Origin of the sequence: Lactobacillus sp. ESL0260, from assembly GCF_003692935.1 — a bacterium.
GTDB lineage: Bacteria > Bacillota > Bacilli > Lactobacillales > Lactobacillaceae > Lactobacillus > Lactobacillus melliventris.
In genome coordinates, this window is sequence record NZ_REHO01000013.1 from 213,995 (window position 1) to 238,164 (window position 24,170).

Consider the following 24,170-nt stretch of genomic DNA (forward strand, 5'->3'; position numbering starts at 1 on the left):
AAAACATCCCCTTAAAAATCATCACTTAAACTATTCGTTTGTTTAGTGAGTGTTTGATTTACATACTGAATACCATTTTTTGCTTCTGCAATTGTCTTTTGGATTGTTCCATCCAAGGTTTTTTCATTTGACAACAACAGTTGCACTATCATTGGTAAATTGACTCCCGAGATGATATGCAGGTTTTGGTATTGATCTAGCATTTTCCCTAATGCTGTATTAACGCTGCCGCCAAGGATATCTGTTAGCACAACAACAGGTTCAGAAGAATGTTTTGCTAAAAACTCAGCAATCATTTTTTGATAATCTAAATGTTCATCAGTATAAGCTGCTATAGCATGTAAATTTTTTTGCGGGCCCATAATAAATTCCGCTGTTTTTTTCACACCAACTGCCATCTCTTCATGCGTACATATCAATACTTGAACCATTTTTTACTCCTTGTTGTTTTGACTATAATTTTTAGTAGTAATTGCGTCCATAAATTTTTCTGCCAGCGGATGAGATTTTTCCGTACTCAGTGCGGGCATCATTGAGGCAACAATAACTTGGAAAAATGGTATTACGGCCAGAGAACACAGATCTGTAATCAACGGTTTGGTAATATTAATAACGTTTTGCTCTTTTGGTTCACTGTCAAACGTGATCAAATATCTTCTTGAAGTTACTACAGCTAGTTTTTCATAAATACTGGAAATTCGTGAGCTGTGTTGCAGATTATCAATTAAAAACACCGTATATTTTGGGCTTAGTTGAATATCTGGTCCATGCATAAATTCTTCAACTTCATAATGCATCGTAGGAATTTTCAAAGTTTCTTGGAATTTAAGAGCAGCTTCTCTGGCAACACCCAGGTTCATATTATTACCGCAAATAAAAGTTGGGCCCATTTCAGCAAGCTCCAGGAAGTGCTCATTGACAAAATCAATTCCCTTATCTACTGTGCTAGACATAACATTAGCTAATTGGATAAATTCATCATCAGTGTTATGTTCACGATCACCTTTAATAGCAACTTCATTTGCAAAGAGGGCTAAATAAAGAATTAAGGTTGACAAACCGATGGTCACATAACCAACCGTTTCAACGCCTACACAGTAATCAATTACGTAATCAGCATTACCAGCAGCCTGACTATGAACATTACCTGTCAATAAAATAGTTTGGTGGCTTAACTTTTTCATGTAATTCATCGCATGCAGAATATTGGTAGAAGCCCCACTTTGAGATATAAAGAATACGAATGTTTTGTTAAAATTAATTGGTTCTATCAGTTCATACAATTCAGGGGTTATTACCGATACAGGACATCCTAAACGTTTAACCATATATGGTTGTGCCATTTTTGCAGCATTCATAGATGATCCAGACGCAACTATGATAACGCTTACAAAATTTTGATCACAAAAAAGTTTTACTAATGGTGTAACTAAACTTTCTTTATCATTAATGTTTTCTTTAACTTTTTGTGGTGACGCTTTAACATAATCCAGCATTTTCATCATATTCACTTCCAAACTAAAAATTTGAACAAAAAGCGGGATACACAAGTATCCCGTCTTTTTATCATACTAATATTCGAATTGACGATAATATCTTCTGTAGTTCTTATTATGCTTTGTATAAACTTGGTAGTGATTTGTTAATCTGTCTGTTAATAGAGAGTTAACAATCCATGGAATAACCAAATGTCTAAACTTATCATCAACACTTAAACTATATTCTTTTGTATCAATTACATAATGTTCAGCGCCAATCTTTTCACAGAAACGTTGTACGCGAACGTCTTGCTTTCTAAATTCGTCTTCACCTTCGACAATGAAAACTGGTACACCCTTTTCAACCAACTCAAGAGTACCATGGAAGAATTTTGCACTGGTAATTGGGCGTGTTCTTACCCATTGCATTTCTTCAAGCAGACATTCAGCGAATAATTCAGTTTCACCCCACAGAGCTCCTGAACCGGTGAAAATAGTGTAAGGAGCCTTGTAACATTTATGAGCAATCTCATCAGCTGTTGGTTCGAATTTCTTTCTGATGTCCAGCAAATCCTTAAAGACATTTTTCAGTTGATCAGCAAACTGAGGGTAGTCTGGAAAATCACCATGTTTATAAAGCAAGCTGTAAACTAACATAGCTTCTGCCATATAGTAGTTTTGTCCAGAACCTGTTGAGCCATTTACTTCGATCACAGTTGGTGCCATTCCACCTAATTCGCCGCTCTTTTTAGTAAATGCAATTAGTCTAATATCATCTTTTATTAACCACTGTGCAGCTTCGATAATCTCTGGAGTATTACCACTGTCACTTGCAGTAATAACAATTGTATCTTTGGTCAAATCACGTGGATGGACTGCATTTAAGTCGGCAGCATTAATCACTTTAACAGGTAAATCTGACATTCTATTAGCTGCATATGCAAACTGGTACAATTCAAACTCAGTTCCACCTATTCCCATCAGATAGATATTTTTATATCCTTCTTGGGTTAGCTTGTCAGCCAGCTTTTCAATTTCTGACCTCTTGGAATAGACCATTTCACCGTCTTTTAGATAGGCTTCCGGGTTAAAATTGATTAGTTCTACTTTTTCTGTTTCCATTTTTTACCTCCCAAGTAAAAAAACAAGATAAAACAAAATTGGATATTTAATAAGTCCGATTTCACTTTTAAGTGTACCAGTTTTTAGAAATAAATCAACACTTTTTTTAATCGCTTTCATTCATTTTGCTAAAAATAAAAAACTAATTCAAAATTGGCTTTGAATTAGTCTTCCACTTATTAATTTCTTCTCTTAATCTTTAACTTTTACTTTAACATTTTTAACTAAGTGAATTTCCCTATCGAATAGGCTTTTCATTTTGTCACTAAAGTTGTGTGCAATGAAGATTACCGTAGCAGGGGTTGAAGTAACCTCGCGCAATATTTGCATTGTTGCTTCTTGATCAATGGCACTAGTCCCTTCATCAATCAAAATAATTTCACTCTGATGAACTAAAGCCCGTACCAGTACAATTTTTTGTCTTTGTCCGCCTGAAATATTTAACTTATTTAGGTCAATCTTTTGATTTAGTCCATCGTCAAATTTGGCAATGTCTCCCGCTAATTGTACTTTTTCAACCAATGACGGTAAAGCGCTTTTTAATTTGTCTACAAACATAGTCATATTGTCAGCAACACTCACCGGAAAAAGCACTGGATCTTGGGGAATATAGCCAATTTTACTCATATCTGGGTTAACCACAGCACCATCTTTGCCCTTAAAAACTATCTGCCCTGAAGTTGGTTTGATTTGTCCTAGAATGAGTTTAAACAAAGTTGATTTCCCAGCTCCAGAATCACCAGTCAGAAGCACTTTTTCACCTGACTTAATATTAATGTCTGGAAAAATTAGACTTTCACCATTAGGAAATTGCAAACTAAGATCATGAGTACTAAGTGATGCTGGAGTTGCTACTTCTTCAGCTTGCTCTTTTTTAACTGGCGCAGCCGTTTGGGCAATCTCCTGATTTAAAGTTTTGGAGCCCTTTATTTGTCCATAACGACTAACTATGATTTGAATACTTTGCCTTAAGTAGAAATTACAATTGCCTACTCCAGTAATTGCACCAAATGCTACTATTTTAGCTTGGAACAAATAACCCGTTAGTAAGAATAAAATTAATGAAAAAGAAACTGATACCAATCCATTAATGATACTTAGTAATTGCGTAACCCCATTTTGCTTGACATAAGCATCTTCTAGCTCTTTAGCTGCATCATTAGTTACTTTAAATAGTTTTCCTCCGGCAAAATAACGTTGTAGTTCTTCAAGGCCATTAAGCCACTTTTCTAAGCAATCGAGATATTGATTATTACTCTTTGAAATCTTGGTCATTGAATTTTGTAGTGGCTTTTCTAATAATTTTGGTAACAATAATGAAATAGCTACCATCAAAATAATTGTGAGAAGTAAACTCCAGTGTAATGAAATAAGCAGAACAATTACAGATACTAAATTAATAACACCACCAATTAGACCAAAAAATGGTGCAAAATAATTTTCTTGGCTCTGATTCAGGTCATTTGTTAATCGATTTTGAATCTGGGCAACAGAATGCTCTTTTTGATCCGCATAAAAGTGAGATACAGATCTTTTTCTGATATGAAAATTAAATTCCTCTTGTTGTTTTGATAGAAGGAACGCATGCAGTCCTTGTATTAAATATTGAAATAAGAAAGGCATAAATGAAATGACATTTATAATTAAAAACTGTTGGAATTTCTGTTGCTGAATTGCTGTGGTTAAAAGCATAAGTATTTGTGTGGTTACAATTGGTAAAGTCCACTCTAAAACGGTAATCAAAATTAGTATCATGAAGCGTAAAGGGTTTTGCTTATAAAAGTCCTTAATTGTCATAATATCTTACCTCCTTTTTATTGCTTTATGTTTTCGTTAAGTGAATTTCTCTGTCAAACATTTCTTTCATCTGATCATTAAAGCTGTGTGCAATAAAGATTACTGTAGCAGAACTCGATGTGATTTCCCGCAAAATTTGCATTGTCGCTTGCTGGTCAATAGCACTGGTTCCTTCATCAATCAAAAAAATTTCACTTTGATGGACTAAAGCTCGTACTAGAACAATCTTTTGTCTTTGACCACCAGAAATATTCAATTTGTTTAAATCGATTTTTTGTTCTAAACCATCATCAAACTTGGCAATATCGCCAGCAAGTTGAACTTTTTCAACTAATTGTGGCAGTGCACTTTTTAATTTATCGGAAAACATAGTCATGTTATCAGCAATAGTTACCGGAAAAAGCACAGGGTCTTGCGGAATATAGCCAATTTTACTCATGTCGGGGTTAACTATATTACCATTTTTGTTTTTAAAAGTGATTTGTCCAGAACTTGGTTTAATCTGTCCCAAGACGAGTTTAAACAACGTTGACTTACCAGCTCCAGAGTCTCCAGTTAATAGTATTTTTTCACCGGGTTTCACATTAACATCAGGAAAGAGCAAACTCTCACCGTTAGGAAATTGCAAACTAAGATTAGATGTGCTAATCGCTGCTGGAGTCACAATTTTTTCAGTTTGAGTTTTTCTTACTGGTTTTGCGGTTTTAGCAATTTCTTTATTTAGAGATGCCGTTGCCTTCATTTGCCCATAAGAGGTTACTATAAACTGAATTCCTTGTTTCAAGTAGCTTAAGCAATTACCTACTGCGGTAATGACGCCAAACACTACTAATTTTTGCTGAAACAAATATCCGGCTAATAAAAATAAAATCAGTGAGAAAACGACAGACACTAAACCGTTGATAACAGTTAATAATTGCATGACACCATTTTGCTTAACATTGGCATCTTCTAATTCTTTAGCTGCGCTACCTGTTACCCTAAATAGTTTTGCCCCACTAAAATAACGCTGTATTTCTGCAAGTCCATTAAGCCATTTTTCCAGACAATCGAGATATTTTTGGTTACTTTGAGAAATTCGAAGCATTGACTTTTGCAAGGGTTTCTCTAACAGCTTGGGTAAAAGTAAAGAGATTACCACCATTATTACAATAGTAACAAGCAAACTCCAATGCAATGAAATCAATAATATAACAGCAGAAACTATGATGACTACTCCGCCAATTAAACTAAAAAAGGGAGTAATATAATTTTGCTGACTTTGGACTACATCATTTGTTAGCCGATTTTGAACTTGTGCCACTGTGTGATCTTTTTGATCTTTATAAAAGTGATTAACGGTTTTCGCTCTGATGGCGATATTATATTGTTCTTCCTGACAAGACAAAAGGTAGTTTGTCAGACCTTGCATTAAATAATCTGCCATTACACATACAAAACTACATAAAATAGTAATTAAAAAGATTTTAAAATTGCCCTGTTGAATTGCCGTAGTTTCTATAATACTGAAAACTGTGCCAATAATTAGCAGAGCATAGAAACTAATATTGATTAATAGTAAAACAATAAAACGCAAAGGATTGGTCTTGTAAAATTCTTTAATTGTCATTTTGATTACCTGATTTTTTATTAGATTTTAAATTGATTTGATAATCAAACTTGTCTTTTAGTTCAGGACTAAAGTTATGTGCAATCATCAAAACTGTTTTATCAGTATCGAGCAAGTTACCAATAATTTCATTGGTAGTTTTACTGTCAATTGCGCTAGTTGCCTCATCAAGTAACAGAAATGGTTCTTCATGAATTTCCACTCTGGCCAAAACCACTTTTTGTCTTTGCCCACCTGATAAATTGCCTTGATCTAAATCAACTGTTGTATTAATTTGTTTTGGAAACTTGGCTAAATCCGGCACTAACTGAACTCTTTGTGTAACTTCTTTTAGTTTGCCAGTCAATTTGCGGTTAAACATTGTAATATTATTAGCAATAGTATCAGGAAAAAGAGTTGCATCCTGAGCTACATAACCCAGTTGAGCTTTTTGAGGTGATATTTTGGTGCCATCTTTAGCAGTAAAGAATACTTCACCTGTTTCGGGCTTAAGTTGTCCCAGTAAAACTTTGAATAAAGTCGACTTGCCTGTACCAGAATCACCAGAAAGTAAAACTTTATCACCTTTGTTGATCGTAAAATCAGGATAGGATATACTTTCACCATTTTGATATTGTACCTTCAAATTATGACATTCAACGCCATAAACTTTAGTGCTTTGCTTCTTCCCAGATATTGGCTTTGTCAATTGAGCAATTTCCTGACGCAATTTTTTGGTAGATCTCATCTGCGTCATTGCGCTAATAACTGACCAGAGACCATTAAAAATTGTCGAAGCAAAGCTGCCCGCTATAAACCAATCACCTAAGGTGATAATATGTGCAAAAAATAGCAGCCCACTCCATAAACTTGCACCAATTTGACCAATAGCATTACCCAAGCCATTAATACTAATAGAAATTCCTTGGATTTTTCTTCTATTAACATTGGCTGCTGCCAGTTTACGGCTGTCTTGGCCAAGTGCTCTGTCCAAGCGAGCCCCCGCACTGTAACGGCGTAATTCTCCTAATCCGGAAAACCAATTTTCAATGGTATTTAATAATTCAGCATTTTTCTTTGATGCTTCAGCCGTTGAACTGGATAATTTTTTAGACATAATTTTTGGTAATGCCAAGACAATGACTGCTGTTATGGCAACGAATAAAATTAATGACCAGTGAAGTGTAAGCAATGTCCCTATTGCCATAATTATACTTAATAAATTAGTCCAGACCTGAATCCAGGGAGTAGCATAATCATCAGTTAAAATTTTGAGATTGTTGTTCAACTGGTTTTGAATATTGGAAACTTTATAAGTATTTGACTGATAATAATGGCACATAAGTTCTGCCCGAATATTATGCAAGCATTCTTGAATTTGTTTATTAAATAAAAATGTTCCTACTGGTAAAAGCAAAACGGAAAAGATTGATATGACAAAATCAACAACCAGCCAAAACACAAATCTGTCCCAATGCCCCTTTGTTAAATCATTAATTGCATATTTAAAAAGATATGTTCCTAGTGTTCCACAAATGGCATAACCTAAGAAAATAATTAGAATAAATACACTACGGGGAATATTAGTTTTCAAAAGTTCTTTCAGTGACATTACCCTTTATCCTTTCATCTTTTGTATATTTTTATTAAACTTTAATTTTATTTCAAAAGCAATTGAATTTTACTAAGAGGTTAATAAAGTAAACTAAGTGGTAATTCTGTCAAAATAAAAGATCTGCCTTATTTCAAGCAGATCTTCTATCTTTTTTAACTTATTAATGTTTATCTTTTTCATACCGAGTATTAAACAATGGACTAAGAGGCTCGTGTTTTTGAATACATTTAATTGCATCCCCAATAAGCGGGCCAACCGAAACTAGAAGAGTTTTTTCCAATTTCTTTTCTACTGGTTGATTAATAGAGTCAGTTAGCACCAAATTTTTAATCGGAGAATCATTTAACCTTTGAATAGCGGGTCCTGATAAAACCGCATGTGTAGCACTGGCATAAACTTCGGTAGCTCCAGCATCTATCAGAGCCTGAGCAGCAAGAGTAATCGTACCAGCAGTATCAATCATATCGTCAATAATAATTGCACGCTTACCTTTCACGTTACCAATGATATTCATTACTTCAGATACGTTAGCCCGCGGACGACGTTTATCGACAATTGCAATTGGAGTCTTTAAAAACTCGGCTAATTTACGAGCACGGGTTACACCACCGTGATCGGGAGAAACCACAACAGCATTTTCATGCAATTTGTTTCTTAAAAAGTAATCAGCAAGTAATGGTGCACCCATTAAGTTATCAACCGGAATGTCAAAGAATCCTTGAATTTGTGGGGCGTGAAGATCAAGAGATAAAACTCTAGTTGCGCCAGCTTCTTGCAACATATCAGCAACTAGTTTAGCAGTAATTGGTTCACGGGGTCTTGTTTTGCGATCTTGCCGAGCATAGCCATAGTAAGGAATTACGATATTAATCGTTTGTGCACTGGCGCGGCGCACAGCGTCAATCATGATTAACAGCTCCATTAGGTTATCGTTGACCGGCACACTGGTTGACTGAATCAAATATACATCTTTGCCCCGCACTGATTCATCAATGTTTATTTGAATTTCACCATCACTAAAGCGTTGAACGCTAGACTTACTTAAGGGCACCCCCACACGCTCCGCAATTTTTTGGGCCAGCGGAACGTTTGAATTAAGGGCAAACAACATCATATTGTCTTTATAAGACATAATTTCCTCCGTATTAAATTTGTTAACAACTTATTATTTTACCAAAAGTTGTCTGAAAAAGTTACTTCCTTTATTATTATTCAACTTTAGTTGGTGACATTCAAGCCCCGAATACTAGATTATCTTGGAAATTGCATAAGTTTTAAAGTAAACATAGAAATTTAAACAAACAAAAATCTGCTATTTTTGTTCATTCATAGATCTAAAAATAATTTTTTGACCTGCACCAATTTGATTCAAAAGCGGTAAGTCTTGAGGCACGACATGTCCTAAAACGTTAACTTTCTTATCTGCTGGTAAATCACGCTTAGTTATTTGTAATTCACCCTGATAACGCAGATATAATTTGTTATCACAGGTAATTGTTCCCTTAGGACGTGCACTTACTTTTGTCTCTGGTTCTGTGTTAAAAAGTTGGCGGCTACGCCCCTCCGTCAACCTAATCACATCTCGCGCCACATCTGGACGATTGCTCCATTCATAATTGAACAATTCAGGCAAGTTTTCATCAACGTGAAGTGTAATAGTCTGCTGTTTGATGTAATTATTAAAACAGTTAATCATGTCTGGAGTTAAAGAGGGATCCCCGATAAAAATATGGTCGCAACCAAGCTGTTTCAATTCCAGTGTGGCAGCTAAAGGATTCTCACCTCTATGTTTTTCCAGAGTTGGCAATCCCGCATAAATAGGTCCACGCAGAATATCATCGCCCGCAACAAACGCCATCGTCTCCAAATTCATTTGGTGCAACCAATTATTTTTTTGTTCCAACCAATTTGCATCTAAGCCGGTTTCCGGACGAGGATAAAAATTGTGCCAAGCTTGCAAATTTTCGAAGTTAGCACCGTGTTCTCGTAAAGCTGTGATGTCATCTTCATTTATAGTGCTGGCATTCAGAGCAATTGGCATTTTCTGCGAAAGTTTCGCTATAGTAGCTGACGACACACCATCATCTATTCTTAGGCCGGTTAAACCCAGACTTTCAACCTGCTTTTCGTTATCTAGTGCAATGCCTAATTGCTCTAGTCCCTCCTCTGAAACGTCGGCAATGATATCTGTTTCTAAATTTTGACACCACTTGGTTAATTCAGCTAATCTTTTCAAAACAACTTTTTGATCATCTTCTGGTATATGCAATGAAGTAAAAACAGTAGTCAATCCCGCATTACGCATTGCCAGCAGATAATTATAGTCATCAGCCGTAAAATCGCGGTTGAGATACATTGAAAAACCTAGCATAGTAATTTAATTCTCTTCCTTTATCTGAAATCACTTACATGTACAATTATACTATTTTTTATTTAAAAAAATGCATATTAAAAAGCCATGAGCAATTGCTCATGGCTTTAATAATTAAATTAACTTAGTTAGATTCTCGTAATATAAATGTACTCCAAGGCTCAATGTCTTTCAACAGATCCAAATCATCTGGACAGATATGACCAACAAGATTACGTCTGCCATCATTTGCAAATGGAGTTAAAACAATTTGTAATTCTCCCTTGTAGCGTGGATATTTATCATTGACAACAACTATATCTCCTCTTTCAAAAGAGGCTTTATCGTTATTATGTGCAGGAATATCTTCTTTAGCATAAACGACACGGGGTTGGGTATCACGCAACAAAAATTCCGAAGCATCACCGCGATACAAATGCGGCTTTTTAAGACAAATTGTCTTCTCAATTGGCAAAATATCTTGTTCAAATTCAATTCCTAGAGCAGGAAATGAACTGTTAAAAGCTTTCGCAGCAGCAGCTAGTTCATCTTCACTAGCAAACGCGTTGCCAAAAATAATATCATCAATTTTTTTACTCAAGCGCAAATGTGTTACTTGACTAAAAATATCTCTTTGACGATCGCTTTCCATTGTTGGTAAACCTTCATGAACAGGCCACGGACCGAATTGAGCATTTTTAGATGAAACAAACGCAGCGGTATGTAAACCATAGTCACGATACTTTTGTGAATATTCATTAAAAATTTTCTCACTTAGTCCCGTGTATTCTTGAGGATAAAAGTTATGACAACCAATCAAATTATCAACTTCAGGGTCATAAGCCATAATACTATCCAAATAATTAGTACCACGACTCATATTAAGTTCTATTTTTAACTCATATTGATTATGAGTCATGGCGGCTTCTTCCATACCGCTGAAGCCTTCATCTAATCTTAAGCCCCAAACGCCTAAGTCATGGAAAAAGACTAGATCATTATAGTCAATTTTTAATTCTTTAAATAAAACGGGATTAATATCAACTACGGTTTTAAACCCTAAATCATTTGCATAAGCAACGTCTTTTTTTAACTTGGCAAGTAAATCTTCACCGCTGGCACTCTTTAATTGCAAGAGTGAAGAAAAAATTCTGCTGTAGCCATACTTGTGAGCTAAATCCATATATTCTTTATCCTGCTCAAATGTACTTTGTTCGGGATAAAGGGAAATACCTAACTGTTTCATAAAATTATTGCTCCTTAAACTTTATTAACTTTTTCAGGATCCATGTTATTAGATGCAATAACGAATGGTACATAGATTAGGAAGCCAACAACCATATTAACAATTTGTAAGATAACTGAACGCCAGTCAATCGTAGCGATTATTGCGTTAAGGAATGGCGGCATTGCCCAAGTAGTCTGTACTGCAACCGGACTTACCCAGCCGAGACTCAGAACACCGTAGGCAATTGATACCATAACTAATGGAGCAAGAATGAATGGAATAATGTAAATTGGGTTCAAAACAATTGGCATACCAAACATCATAGGCTCGTTAATGTTGAAGATTCCAGGTACGAGAGAAACCTTAGCAACAGCACGTTCATCTTCACGTTTTGAAAAGGCAAGAACAGCCAGAATAAGCAACAGTGTTGAACCTGCACCACCAATCCAAACGTAAAGGTCGAAGTCGCTTCTAGTCCACATATATGGTAAAGCTTTTTGCATCTTGTGGGCATTAACGTTAGCGATTAATGCTGTTGTCCAAATACTTTCAGTAACTGGAGCAAGAACATTGGTACCATGAATACCAAAGAACCAGAACAGTTGTACTAAGAATACAATTAATAATAATGAACCATAGCCTTGACCCATCTTCATTAATGGCTCTTGAATTGTTTGAGCAATTAGGTCAATAACTGTAGTGTTCTTTAAACTAAATAGATAATCAATAATACCGACAACGAACAAACCAGCAGTTGCTGGAATAATACCAGTAAAGGCATTAGAAACTGCAGGTGGCACACTTTCAGGCATCTTAATAGTAATATGTCTCTTAACTAAAGCAATATAAACTGCAACTGAAATGGCACCCATAATCATTATGGTAAAGAAGCCGTAAGCACCAAAGTACTTGTTAAAGTTAAACCAGCCCCAGGCACTAACATTTTTACCGACAACAGCTGTACCAGCATCAGTTAAGGTCTTTATATCACCTTTAGTAAGAGCATTTTTCAAATCAACTGAAAAGCTCTGAGGCAAGCTCATAATAAATGTGCCTAGTGTAAGAAGACCACCCGCAATTGGTTCAACTTTATACTGCACACACATCTGATAACCAAAAGTAAAGGCAAACAGCAAGCCCAAAATAGCAGTTGATCCTGTCCAGACCATTGCATTGATACTGATCAGCCATTGCATTGAGTTAACAACACCCATCCAGCCTAAGTTGGTGGGAACGTCTCTAAAAATGGCATTCAATACACTAGCAACAGAACCAGCTAACATTATTGGCATTATCGAAATAAAGGCGTCACGTAAAGCTACAAGCCAGCGAATTGAACCAATCTTGGCTGCAACAGGTACTAGATGCTTGTTTAGCCAATTAATTATAGCATTCATAATATTTCCTCCTACTAATATTTCACTACAATTGTATTATAGCACATTAAATGGAAACGTTTTACTATAAATCGGTGAAAAATGTTGTGGCAGTAAGGTTTAGAGCTTTGGTATAAACCAAATTAGTCTTGTATTTCAATATATTTATAGCTTTTGAATATAAATGGTATATACCATATTTTTCTTAAAAATTTTTTTAACCTTTTTGTTTATGCTATAAAAAAAGAAATTATTAAATTTAAATTATTGCACCAATGAGTTAAATATATGATGTTTACAAAATCATGGTTACACCTTGTCCTTGTATGGTCGGTATGTCTCATGCTTGGTTGAATATTCCACTATGCTTTTTATCTTGTTATCAGAAAAAGCTATTAGGGAAACACCGTCAAAACAATATTCCTGCTTTTCTTTAGCATCAAAAAACCAAGTAACTACAAACTGGTTAGAGGAAGTATAAGCCATGCTCAAAATATCCCATTTTAAAACTGTCTGCTCTTTAGACTTCGAATTGATATAGGCTTTTAACTCATTTAATCCCTTATAAGTAGCACCATAACATTCACGGTAATAGACATCTTGGCTAAACCAGTTATCAAGTCTACTAAAATCGCTTTCTAGCCATGAATTAAAATATTCTCTAATAATCTTTTCCTCAGCGAAAAGTTGCTCAGTTGTGTGCATCATTTTCCCTCCTGTCGGTTTTTATTTTGGTTTTATAATCTATCAATATTATAAGCTTAAAGTTAAAGAGCTTTATATAGTTTATTAGGGTAGAAAAAGCAATTCATCAAAGAATTGCTTTATAGCGAACTATTTGGGATAAATAAGTTTAATATTCTTTTGTTTAAAGTACTCTAACCATTCTACACTTGGTTTTTTATCTGTAATCACATTACTTAATTTTGAAGCATCAATCAAATGAACGAAACCTTTTTTATCAAACTTCGTTGAATCCACTAGCAAATAAACTTCACTTGCTTGTTTAATCATTATTTTTTTGATTATAGCTTCAGAATCAGTTGAGTCTGTTACCCCTTGCTCCATATCTAAACCTTTACAGCTAATTAAGGCTACATCGACATTATAGTTTTGCAAAGTCCGCTCAGCTATTGCACCATGAAAAGAAATACTGTGTCGATCTAATATTCCTCCTGAGCAAATAAAGTTTGCACTTCCCGTATATAGCTGTCTTGGAACCTCGGCGGAATTAGAAACTACAGTTAAATCAGAGTCACGTAAATATTTCACTGCATTAACAACAGTAGTACTTGAATCAGCAAAAATACTATTGCAATTTACCAAAAGTGGTATCACTTGCAGAGCAATTTTATCCTTACCATCTTTATTCTTAGATAAACGCCGATAAAATGGAACTGCAAAATCAACCTTTGCTTCATTAAGTACCGCTCCTCCGTAAGTACGATTAATGAAGCCCTCAGATTCTAATTGGTTTAAATCTCTTCTAATAGTCTGATTGGTAACATTAAACTTATCACTTAATTCTGAAATATTCACAGTGTGATTGTTCATTAATTCTTTTTTTATAAGTTCTATTCGTTCCATATTAGTTCCCACTTCCGCCGTTCTATAAGACTATTCTAGCAAATGTTTAATTCATATAATATGAAATTGTTTCACATTTTTTAAAAAGATAAAATAAGACCAAGTTTTTCAACCTGGTCTATTTTATATAATTCTGACAATAAAATAAATTTTAAAATATAACTTAATAGTTTTCCAGCCTTAAGTCAGCTTTATTTTGAGAGCCCAGAACATGAATCTTATGAACTGCTTCATCTTTTATAGCTTCACGGACATACTTTTGAACTTCTAGATAAAGTTGATCACTATGAGCGTTAGCAGCTTTCATTGCAGCAATACCCAGATCAGTATGAATGTTAACTTTACAAATTCCCATTGATACAGCTTTAGATACCTGCTCATCTGGTATCCCAGAAGCGCCGTGTAAAACTAATGGTACAGGAACTGCTTTAGCTACTTTTTCCAAAACCTCAAAATTAAGATGAGGAGTAGAAGTATAGACACCGTGTACCTGACCAATAGCTACAGCTAATGAGTCACAATGAGTTTTATCAACAAATTCTCTAGCTACTGAAGGATCGGTATACTGATAATCTTCCATTGCTTTTTCATACTTATTAGGATCAGCTACGTGACCAAGTTCAGCTTCAACACCAACATTTAATGGATGAAAGTAATCTACTACTTTTTTAGTTTCAGCAATATTTTCTTCAAATGTTAATTTCGAAGCATCTCTCATAACAGAATTCATCCCGTAATCATAGCCATTTTTTACGATATCAAAACTACGACCATGATCCCAGTGAGTTATTACAGGCAGTGTGGAATGTTTAGCCATTGAAACCATCATTCCAGCATATTCTTCAAATATTGTATTGTGAATAAAACCAGTACCAAAGGATATAATCACCGGAGAATTTTCTTGTTCACTGGCATCCATAACTCCTTCGAGCATTTCGACGTTCCAAACGTTAAAGTGTGGAATAGCAAAATGATGTTTCTGTGCAATTTTTTCCCAATATCTAATATCTGCTAACATACCAAATTATCTCCAATCTTAATCATCATAGTCATAATGAAATACTACTTTGATGGCCGATTTATCTGCCATAGCATCAAAGCCTTTTTGCCATTCCGATAGTCCAAATCTATGAGTAATCATTGATTCAACATCAATTTTGTGAGCTGCCAGCAGCTTAATTGTACGACGCCAAGTAGATGAACTGTATGCCTGGTGGCCCTTAATATCAATATTCCATTCAGTAATACGATTGATTGGAAAGTTAAATGGCTGGTAACCCATGCCGACACGTACGATCGTAGCATTTGGACGTACCATCTCAATTGCTTGGTGTAATGCGACCATAGCACCTGAACATTCAATAACAGTGCCCAGATTGTCTTCTCCTATAATCTCTTTGCAGCGACTTACAACATCTTCTTTAGAACCGTTAATACAATCTGTTGCACCTAATTTCTTAGCGACATCAAATCTATATTTTGTATCTGCATCAAGACCAACCATTACAATCTTCAATGCTCCCATTAACTTCGCAATTTGGACTGAAAATAATCCCAATGGTCCTGTACCAAATACGACTACATCATCACCAGGTTTTAAGCCAGATTGTTCTGCAACAGCTTTATATGCATTACTAATAGGATCAAGACAACTTGCTTCTTCATATTTGACACCATCAGGAATCTTCCACAAAGCGTGCTTGTGAATACGTAGTATTTCACCGGGAACTAAACAGTATTTAGTGTAGCCACCACCCCAATGATTATTATCTAAACCTAAATTGACCTTATGTGGGCACAGGAGAAAGTCACCATCATCACAGGCTGGACATACACCACAAACATGGCCTGTATTGTCAGAAACTACTCTGTCGCCTACTTTCCAATCTGTTACCTTGTCGCCAACTTTAACAATATCACCAGCAAATTCATGGCCACGAATAGAGTTAAATTCTTTTGAACCATTATCAACTTTATAGTGCTTCATATCCGCACCACAAATAGTGGCAGCTTTAATTTCTACTAAGACATCCTCTGGGCCAACTTCTGGCACAGGGACATCAATCATCTTATAGCCACCAAATTCTTTACCATAACGAGCTAAAGCTTTCATTTTAATATCCTCTTTCTATTTTATTGAACCAATTTCTTCTACAGATTTTCCTCTTGTTTCAATGCCAAAAATACCAATTATAATTGCCGTTATTAAACACGTGATTCCAAGTAATATGAATACTCCAGTAATACCAACTGAATCAAGCAACTTGGCAACAATGAAAGGAACAATTATTCCACTAATCCTTCCTATGGCATTGCACAAGCCAGATCCCCTTAATTTGGCATAGGTTGGCCAAATTTCAGGGACATATACAGCAGAGGCATAACAAACAAACATATAAACAGAAATCATTAGGAAAAAGCCCAAAATCGAGATCATTAACATACTCCTTTGAAAAGAGTAAATATAGCCTAGTACGGCCATGATGCTCAAGAGACCAATCCCCATAACTTTGCGCGGTATTTTATCCATTATTAGCGTTGCAATAAAAATACCTACAGGTGCACCAAACATGTTCATAGTATTAAGAAAAACAGACTTCTTAAGATCTATTCCTTGAGCGAGGAACATAGTTGGTAACCAGTTTATTAAGGTATATTGCGTAACATTCATAGCAATTAAAGCAAATGAACCAAGTATTACTCTTTTAAGCAAATTTCCTTTAAAAAATTCCGTATAAGAAATATTTTGTTTTTCTTCTTCATTTTTTTCAGTCTTGTCTTTATGAATTTCAGGCAAAACACTATTAGTCTCTTTTGAAACCTCATTTTCAATATTGGTTAAAACTTTTTCTGCGTCAGCATAACGCCCCTTTGACTCTAACCATCTGGGACTTTCGGGAAAGGCTTTCCAAGCAATTAGAGAAATGAATGTTGAAAGTAACGCAGGAATTACAAATTGCAGTCTCCAGTTCATTTCCGGAGCAACAATTTCTGTTAATAACATTGCTATCAATGAGCAAATAGGATATGACCAATTTCCCACAAATGAAATTCGGGATGACCAAGTACCTCTACTTCTTGAAGGCATGTATTCCGTAAAACTGGCAAAAAGTATAGTTAATAGCGCCCCTAAAGCCAGTCCCATGAAAAACCTAACTACCATTAAGAAATTCATGTTCGGAGAAACAGCTGCAACTAACATAGTAATTATGTGCATTACTTCAAAAAGCAAAAAAGTTTTTTTCCTGCCATATTTATCACCAATAGAACCACCAATTAAAGCTCCAAAGAACATGCCGGCAGTGCTTAATGAAGTAAACAATGCAGTCTGACTGTTATTTGTCCAACCAATTACTTTTAATTGTGCAAGGACCAGCCCTCCTATTGCATTACTCCAGCAGGTTAATAATGCAAAACCAACTATTGCAAAAATTTTCCAATGAAATTTACTAGTTGGCAATCTATCTAATCTTGCCCCGGCAAAGGGCGAATTGTCATTTTTCATGTTGACCTCCTTACAAGAAAGTCCTTACTATCGATCGAGTCATGACTCAACTATTATACTAAGCCGAAAATGTTAAAAGTCAATCTTTTTTATAATTTAAATTTTCTTTTGTAACATTTTTATTCAATATTTATAGCTTATATTGCTGATTTAAAAGCATTTTATAAATTGTGAACTAAATAATTATTTTTTTATTTTTACATTTTATGTTTCAAATGAACATTAATGGGTGTATTATTATGTTAGCGATTTCAGAAATAGAAAAGGGGATTGACATGAAAGAACTAAAGCAATCAGATCAAGTTCTCGATAAACTGCCTTTTTCAAAATGGCATTTAGAAAACTTTTTCCTTTTAGGGTTTGGACTTCAAATAAACGGTGTTCTTAATTCTTCAGGAAATTCAATCTTAGCTGATTTAATTCATAAGGGTTGGTCTAATAACTATTTAAACGCAGCCTTTTCTTCTGCTATGATGATTGGCTTTTTTATCGGATCACTTATAGGTGGCTGGTTAGGCGATAAAATTGGCAGAAAAAAGTCAAATGAAATTTCCATTTTGACTTTTGCTGTGTTTTCTTTAGTTGCTGCACTTGTACCCAACATGTTCTTGCTGATTGTTAGCAGAGGCTTAATGGGAGTTGGTATGGGAGCTGGAATAGAACTAGGATATGGTTCATTTACTGAATTATTGCCAGCCAAATTCAGGGGAAAATGGCAAGCCATGCTTTCTTGTTTCGGCAATTTTTCACCTTTAATTGCATCCCTGCTTTGCTTAATAGCAATTCCAACTATTGGATGGAGATCAGTTTTTATAATTTGTTCGGTTAGTGCTTTCATTATACTTTTCTTTTTCCACAAATTTTTTAAGGAATCGCCACACTGGTTATTACAAAACGGACATGAAGAGGAAGGAGAATGCTTACTTAACGAAATAGTTAAAAGAGTAGAAAAAGAGCAAGGCCATAAAATTGATATTTCAGTTAATGAAAATGACAACAGAAAACTTAATTCAAGCCAAAAAGTTAAAATACCATTCAAGAATTTTTTCTTTGGTGCATTAGGAAGGCGAACATTAATTTGTTCCACTACGCTGATTGCAATGAACCTAGCGCTTTATACGATAAATAATTGGATACCCACGATTTTTGTCAACAACGGTATAACAGTCACCAAGTCCCTTCTTATGACCACTATTATGATCGTTGCGGCACCTTTGGGAACTTATTTTTCAACATTCATTATTGAATTTTTACCCAGAAAGTTGTTCGGAGGAATTTTTATTATAGCTATTGCAATTTTAGGCTATATTTATGCACAACAAAGGTCTGAGACGAGTATTTTAATAATCGGCTTTATTATGATTTTTATCTTATACATCTACAATAGCTTTTCTTCTGCAGTGTATGCAACTGAACTTTGGCCTACACAAGTTAAAATGCGGGGCTTGGGTATTTCAAACGCTATTGGTAGATTTGTAGCTATTACATCTCCATATTTAATCGCTTGGATACTTACAGATTTTGGAGTAGTTGCTGTTTTTATCACTTTAGGAATTCTTTTAGGACTTTGCGCACTTATTATTATTTTATTTGGTATTGAAACCAGAAAGAAAACAATTAATGAAATCGATAGTTCCATTAATTTAGAAAGTAATAGAGAGGTTAATCATGCATAATACAAAAGCAATACTGGAAAAGCCAGGAAAAATGGTCATTAAAGATGCAGAAATTGAAGATCCTAAAGATAACGAAGTACAAATAAAAGTCTGTGATGTTAGTATTTGTGGCTCTGACATGCACGGCTTTACTGATGGACCTTATTTACCACCTGAAGATCCAAACCAAGAAATCGGTTTGGGTCATGAAACTGCCGGAATAATTTCTAAAGTAGGAAAAAATGTTACTAACTTTAAAGTTGGTGATCGTGTAGCTATGGAACCTGGTGTTCCTGATGGCACCTGTGAATTTTGCAGATCAGGTCATTATAATGTCTGCCCTAATGTAGATTTCCTGGCAACTGCTCCTAACTATAAAGGTTCTTTAACAAACTATATTAATCATCCAGCCGAGTGGACCTATCATTTACCCGATAATATGAGTCTGGTTGAAGGAGCCATGACAGAGCCAGCTTCTGTGGCAATTCACGCTGCCGAGTCCGCTGGCAATTTAATTGGTAAGTCAGTCGTCATATTAGGTGCAGGAGCCGAAGGTTTACTTACGACAATGGCAGTCAAGATGGCAGGCGCCTCTACAGTTGTTGTAATAGACATTGTCGATAATCGCTTGGCAAAAGCCAAAGAACTTGGTGCAAATGCTACGTTTAAAGGTGATGATCCGGATATAGTTGAAAAAATCAAAGCAGTAGTTGGAACCAATGGCACTGATTTTGTATATGAATGTGCCGGTAGCAATGCGACTGCACAAATTGGTTTAAAGATTGTTAAGCATACTGGAACCTTCTTTATTCTGGGTACTATACCAGGAGCAACGCCAGTAGAATTTCTAAAAATTAACAGAGAAGTAACAATTCATACTCTATTTCGTTACGTCAACGATTATCCTAAAACTATTAAAATGATATCAAGCGGAAAATTCAATGTAATGTCAATTGTAGATAAATATTTCATGTATAAAGATATTCAAGAAGCGTTTGAATTTGCTACAACACATAAAAGCGAATTTATCAAAGGCGTAGTAATAGTTGACAAATCTTATAAATAAGGTGAGTTATATGACGCAAGATGTAATTTGTGTGGGTACTGCTTTAGTTGACATACCACTATACCCTGTTAGCTCAGAAACATTAAATAAAGTATCTTTCCCGTTAAATGATATATCTATGAAAATAGGTGGAGATGCAATAAATGAGGCCATTGTCTTATCCAAGCTAGGTAAAAAGGTTGCTCTAATCAGTGCTGTTGGTGACGACGGAGCTGGAAATTACATTAGAAAAATTGCTCAAAAAAATAAAGTTAATATTTCTTCTGTAAAAGTCAACCCTAATCTCACTACCTCAATCAATATCGGCTTAGTTAAACCAGATGGTCAAAGAACTTTTCTGACAAATAAAAACGGTAGTCTTTGGAAAATGAATGAAAATGATATAGATTTTAAGGCAATTTCCAACAGTAAAATCTTATCAATGGCAAGTATTTTCAACAATCCATTAATTGATGATCAAGTTATATTAAAAATTTTCCAAAAAGCCAAAAAGGAAAAGATGACAATTTGTGCCGATATTGATGCTCCCCGTTTAGGAGAAACGATTGATAATATTAAAAATATCCTGCCCTACATTGACTACTTCTTTCCAAACGATTCTGAGGCAAAGGATCTGACAAACCAGCCTGATTTAGATTCACAATCAGATCTGCTACTGAAACTTGGTGTTAAAAATGTTGTTATTAAAACCGGGGCAAATGGCTGTTTCATTAAAAATAAGAAAATGAGAAAATATCTACCATCTTACGAGGTGCCATCAAATATCGATATAGATACAACAGGTGCTGGTGATAACTTTGCTGCTGGTTTTATTTCTAAGTTAGCTGAAGGACAAAGTTTTGAAAACTGTGCTCGATTTGGTAATGCTGTAGCTTCACTTTCTGTGAGAAAACTGGGTGCTATTGATGGTGTAAAAAATGAACATCAAGTAGAACAATTACTTAAAAATTATCAAAAAGGAGATAATAATGAAATTAGGAGATAATATGCAAGTTTCAAGAATAGGATTAGGTACTTGGGCTTTAGGAGGAGGTCCAGCTTTTACCGATTATGATAACCATCAAGCTGCACTAGATACTATTAGAGGAGCCTTGAAATACGATATCAACTTGATTGATACTGCGCCAGGATATAATTTTGGTGAAAGTGAGAAATTAGTTGGTGAAGCTATTAAGGGCAATAGAGAAAAATATAAAATTATTACTAAATGTGGTATTACGTGGGAAAGAAAAGGAGCATTCTTCAATAAAGTTGGAGATAGATCACTATATAAGAACCTAACTCCTGAATCTATTTCGTTAGAACTATTTGATACTTTAAAAAGACTACAAACTGATTATATTGATATCTATATGACTCATTGGCAAGCTGTTGAGCCATACAAAACTCCAATAGCTGAGACCATGAGGTACCTTATGGAACTCAAAGATAAAGGAATTATTCGAGGAATAGGTGCAGCTAATGTTAACGCTGACGACGTACGCGAATACCTCAAGTACGGACAATTGGATATTATTCAATGTCGTTATAGTTTACTCGACAGAGAAGTTGAAGATGAACTGCTGCCATTGTGCAAGGAAAATAATATTGTTTTACAAGCATATTCTCCGTTATCAATGGGCATTTTATCTGGAGCTGTTCCTCGTGATTATGTCCCACCTAAGGGTTCCGCACGTAATGGTAAGAAATGGTTTAAACCAGAAAATCTGGCAAAAGTAGACGACATGCTTGATTCCTGGAAACCCTTATGTGAAAAATATCATTGTACTTTAGCCAATTTGGCTATCGCTTGGGTATTAAATCAAAGCGATAACATTAACGTCTTAAGTGGTTCGACTTCGATTGATCAACTTGATGAAAATAGTAAAGCTATGAAAATTATAATTGAACCAGATGACCTGAGACGTATGAGAGAAATGGCAGAAGACTTAGACAATTAAGGTATAAACTACTTTTATTAACGCGCTTTTTACAAAAAACACCTTTCAATTTAAAAATATGTATTCCTAAACTTCAAGAAACTAAATTAGTTACGCTTTAAGAGATGTTTCTCTTTGTGTAAATAAAAAAAGAACACAGTTCACATTTTCAGTGAATTGCGTTCTTTTTAGTTTATCTGATTTTATTTACACTTTATTTATTTGTCGTGACGTAATCAGTGATAGTTACAGGTTTTTGGAAACCATTAGCACTAATAATTGTCAGTATCGTATTATTGTTGCTAAATTGTACAGCACTCTTGTCTACACCATTTACACTGGCAACTAAATCAACAATTTGACTGGCTTCAGTTAATGACAAGTTCTTTAAATCACTAACAACTATCTTTTTACCATTTAAAGCTGCCTTAGCAGTATTAATTTTACTTAAAACATCATTTACTTGAGTAACAGTTGACTTAGCAGTGTTAACCTGACTTCCACTGGATATAGCCGCGTCATAAGCATCACGCAACGATTTAGCAGAAAGCTTATAAGCATCACTGGCTTTAACAGTTGTATCTTGACTCAAAGCATCCTGCAAAGCTTTTTTATCGGTTGCTGAAGCAAAAGTATTTTCATTCTTAGCTGCTTCTGGAGTGTTGACTGGTGATAATTTAACACCATTAACATTACTAATATCTGATTCTCTCAGATAGCCATTTTTATCACTTTGCAACTTGTAAAACAGTGCAGATTGGTTTTCAGCTGCTACCCAAATATAACGTAATTCTGTTACACGTGCAGTGTGGCCTTTAGCAAAAGTCTTAGTTGATTGCAGAACACCTTTATTGTTGTAGACATTAGCGGTGCGAGCTAAAGTAACAGTGGTCACATTTTCGTCACTTTCAGGCTTTGAATTTGCAGGCTCAAGTTGCTTACCAGTAACAATTCCCACATTATTCTTTTTAACCCATTGATCATTACCTGGGTAATTAGCGTCATTAATATGATAATAAAGCTTTTTACCTATATATTGTAATTTATCAACTGTGACTTTTTCACCACTCCTAATCAGAGTCTTGGTGGTGTCACCGTTACTATCATAGACATAAGCATTGTGATTAAGAAGAATTACAGTTGGGTCGTTTTGATTATCGCTTGGTACATTTTCATTTTTACCAGGCTTTTTATTTACTGGCTTCAGTTTAGCACCACTGGTTTTACCAACATTTGCGGCTTTTATAAACTGATTACTTTGACCACCAATTCTGTAAAACAATTTTTTACCAATATAAATTAACTGGTCGACGGTAACAGTTTGACCTTTCTTAATTTTCTTCTTGTCTGTTTTGCCTTTAGCATTATAAATATATGAATTATGCTTAATTTTTGCAGTAGCTACTGGTGCACTTTTAGTCACCTTTTTACCATTAACATAGCCAACATTAGTAGCTTTAATGAAAGCATTATTACCGATACTGTAATAATCCTTCTTATTAATAGTTACTTTACTACTAAATGATAGAGTAATGCCCTTAGCGATTTTAGTGTTTTTAGCACTACCCATGTAGGTCTTCAAGCGTTTACCATTTTTATCATAAACATAAGCATTATGACCCAACTTAATGGTATTCTTCTTTGTCGTCTTTTTCTTAGCGGTAGTCTTGTTAGCGGCCTGAACCACAACAGCTTGACTTGCACTAAGCACAGGACTGACACCTATTAATGCAGCAGCAGATACCATTAATAATTTTCGACTAATCTTCATTTGTTTCCAACCTCGTTATTTTTAAAATTATATCGGTACATAATATTGTATACTTAAAAATCGCTAATTCAAATAGCTTAAAGCATTACTTACCTTTTTTTAACACTCTTGCA

General features: G+C 35.0%; 20 protein-coding genes. 4 read left to right on the plus strand and 16 right to left on the minus strand.

The window, feature by feature from the left end:
- Positions 1 to 11: 11 nt before the first annotated feature.
- The 15 genes from F5ESL0260_RS07450 to F5ESL0260_RS09500 all read right to left on the minus strand — a co-directional run bounded on the left by F5ESL0260_RS07450 (position 12) and on the right by F5ESL0260_RS09500 (position 17,646).
- On the minus strand, positions 12 to 431 hold the full coding sequence (locus tag F5ESL0260_RS07450; protein WP_122026421.1) for a PTS sugar transporter subunit IIA: 420 nt from the start codon (positions 429 to 431) through the stop codon (positions 12 to 14).
- A 3-nt stretch (positions 432 to 434) separates the two neighbouring features.
- The gene (locus tag F5ESL0260_RS07455; RefSeq protein ID WP_122026422.1) at positions 435 to 1,505 is read right to left on the minus strand and encodes an SIS domain-containing protein; all 1,071 of its coding nucleotides are present in this window, start codon (positions 1,503 to 1,505) and stop codon (positions 435 to 437) included.
- A 66-nt stretch (positions 1,506 to 1,571) separates the two neighbouring features.
- A complete protein-coding gene (locus F5ESL0260_RS07460; protein ID WP_122026423.1) occupies positions 1,572 to 2,600 on the minus strand; it encodes an SIS domain-containing protein in 1,029 nt (342 codons plus the stop codon).
- Positions 2,601 to 2,792: 192 nt separating this feature from the next.
- Positions 2,793 to 4,397: an ABC transporter ATP-binding protein gene (locus F5ESL0260_RS07465; RefSeq protein WP_122026424.1), complete on the minus strand. Its 1,605-nt coding sequence runs from the start codon at positions 4,395 to 4,397 to the stop codon at positions 2,793 to 2,795.
- 25 nt (positions 4,398 to 4,422) lie between these two features.
- Complete coding sequence (locus F5ESL0260_RS07470; RefSeq protein WP_122026425.1) at positions 4,423 to 6,006, minus strand: ABC transporter ATP-binding protein; 1,584 nt, start codon at positions 6,004 to 6,006, stop codon at positions 4,423 to 4,425.
- Positions 5,996 to 7,597 carry an ABC transporter ATP-binding protein gene (locus F5ESL0260_RS07475; protein WP_122026426.1) on the minus strand — a complete coding sequence of 534 codons (1,602 nt, stop codon included), beginning with the start codon at positions 7,595 to 7,597 and terminating at the stop codon, positions 5,996 to 5,998. The genes F5ESL0260_RS07470 and F5ESL0260_RS07475 overlap by 11 nt, the downstream gene beginning before the upstream one ends.
- A gap of 163 nt (positions 7,598 to 7,760) precedes the next feature.
- A complete protein-coding gene (locus F5ESL0260_RS07480; protein ID WP_122026427.1) occupies positions 7,761 to 8,732 on the minus strand; it encodes a ribose-phosphate diphosphokinase in 972 nt (323 codons plus the stop codon).
- Positions 8,733 to 8,912: 180 nt separating this feature from the next.
- Entirely contained in the window at positions 8,913 to 9,971 is a 1,059-nt protein-coding gene (locus F5ESL0260_RS07485; protein ID WP_122026428.1) for a DUF871 domain-containing protein, read from the minus strand.
- Between the two features lie 124 nt (positions 9,972 to 10,095).
- Positions 10,096 to 11,196: a DUF871 domain-containing protein gene (locus F5ESL0260_RS07490; protein WP_122026429.1), complete on the minus strand. Its 1,101-nt coding sequence runs from the start codon at positions 11,194 to 11,196 to the stop codon at positions 10,096 to 10,098.
- A gap of 14 nt (positions 11,197 to 11,210) precedes the next feature.
- Positions 11,211 to 12,575 carry a PTS sugar transporter subunit IIC gene (locus F5ESL0260_RS07495; RefSeq protein ID WP_046325441.1) on the minus strand — a complete coding sequence of 455 codons (1,365 nt, stop codon included), beginning with the start codon at positions 12,573 to 12,575 and terminating at the stop codon, positions 11,211 to 11,213.
- Positions 12,576 to 12,863: 288 nt separating this feature from the next.
- Positions 12,864 to 13,262: a nuclear transport factor 2 family protein gene (locus F5ESL0260_RS07500; RefSeq protein ID WP_233557727.1), complete on the minus strand. Its 399-nt coding sequence runs from the start codon at positions 13,260 to 13,262 to the stop codon at positions 12,864 to 12,866.
- Between the two features lie 126 nt (positions 13,263 to 13,388).
- Entirely contained in the window at positions 13,389 to 14,141 is a 753-nt protein-coding gene (locus F5ESL0260_RS07505; protein WP_046325443.1) for a DeoR/GlpR family DNA-binding transcription regulator, read from the minus strand.
- A gap of 163 nt (positions 14,142 to 14,304) precedes the next feature.
- The gene (locus F5ESL0260_RS07510; protein WP_122026431.1) at positions 14,305 to 15,159 is read right to left on the minus strand and encodes a class II fructose-bisphosphate aldolase; all 855 of its coding nucleotides are present in this window, start codon (positions 15,157 to 15,159) and stop codon (positions 14,305 to 14,307) included.
- Positions 15,160 to 15,177: 18 nt separating this feature from the next.
- Positions 15,178 to 16,254 (minus strand): zinc-binding dehydrogenase, encoded by a 1,077-nt coding sequence (locus tag F5ESL0260_RS09495; protein WP_187156730.1) that lies wholly within the window; start codon positions 16,252 to 16,254, stop codon positions 15,178 to 15,180.
- Between the two features lie 15 nt (positions 16,255 to 16,269).
- Positions 16,270 to 17,646, minus strand: coding sequence for an MFS transporter (locus tag F5ESL0260_RS09500; RefSeq protein WP_199700512.1), 1,377 nt, complete (start codon positions 17,644 to 17,646; stop codon positions 16,270 to 16,272).
- 239 nt (positions 17,647 to 17,885) lie between these two features.
- Here F5ESL0260_RS09500 and F5ESL0260_RS07520 point away from each other — a divergent pair, with 239 nt between their 5' ends.
- The 4 genes from F5ESL0260_RS07520 to F5ESL0260_RS07535 are packed head-to-tail and all read left to right on the plus strand — an operon-like array spanning position 17,886 to position 22,307.
- Entirely contained in the window at positions 17,886 to 19,322 is a 1,437-nt protein-coding gene (locus F5ESL0260_RS07520; protein ID WP_158593825.1) for an MFS transporter, read from the plus strand.
- A complete protein-coding gene (locus tag F5ESL0260_RS07525; protein ID WP_122026433.1) occupies positions 19,315 to 20,367 on the plus strand; it encodes an NAD(P)-dependent alcohol dehydrogenase in 1,053 nt (350 codons plus the stop codon). Before F5ESL0260_RS07520 ends, F5ESL0260_RS07525 begins: the two co-directional genes overlap by 8 nt.
- 10 nt (positions 20,368 to 20,377) lie before the next feature.
- Positions 20,378 to 21,352 (plus strand): carbohydrate kinase family protein, encoded by a 975-nt coding sequence (locus F5ESL0260_RS07530; RefSeq protein WP_122026434.1) that lies wholly within the window; start codon positions 20,378 to 20,380, stop codon positions 21,350 to 21,352.
- A complete protein-coding gene (locus F5ESL0260_RS07535; protein ID WP_122026435.1) occupies positions 21,336 to 22,307 on the plus strand; it encodes an aldo/keto reductase in 972 nt (323 codons plus the stop codon). The genes F5ESL0260_RS07530 and F5ESL0260_RS07535 overlap by 17 nt, the downstream gene beginning before the upstream one ends.
- 193 nt (positions 22,308 to 22,500) lie before the next feature.
- Here F5ESL0260_RS07535 and F5ESL0260_RS07540 read toward each other — a convergent pair whose 3' ends face one another.
- Positions 22,501 to 24,057 (minus strand): SLAP domain-containing protein, encoded by a 1,557-nt coding sequence (locus F5ESL0260_RS07540; protein ID WP_122026436.1) that lies wholly within the window; start codon positions 24,055 to 24,057, stop codon positions 22,501 to 22,503.
- Positions 24,058 to 24,170 lie beyond the last annotated feature (113 nt).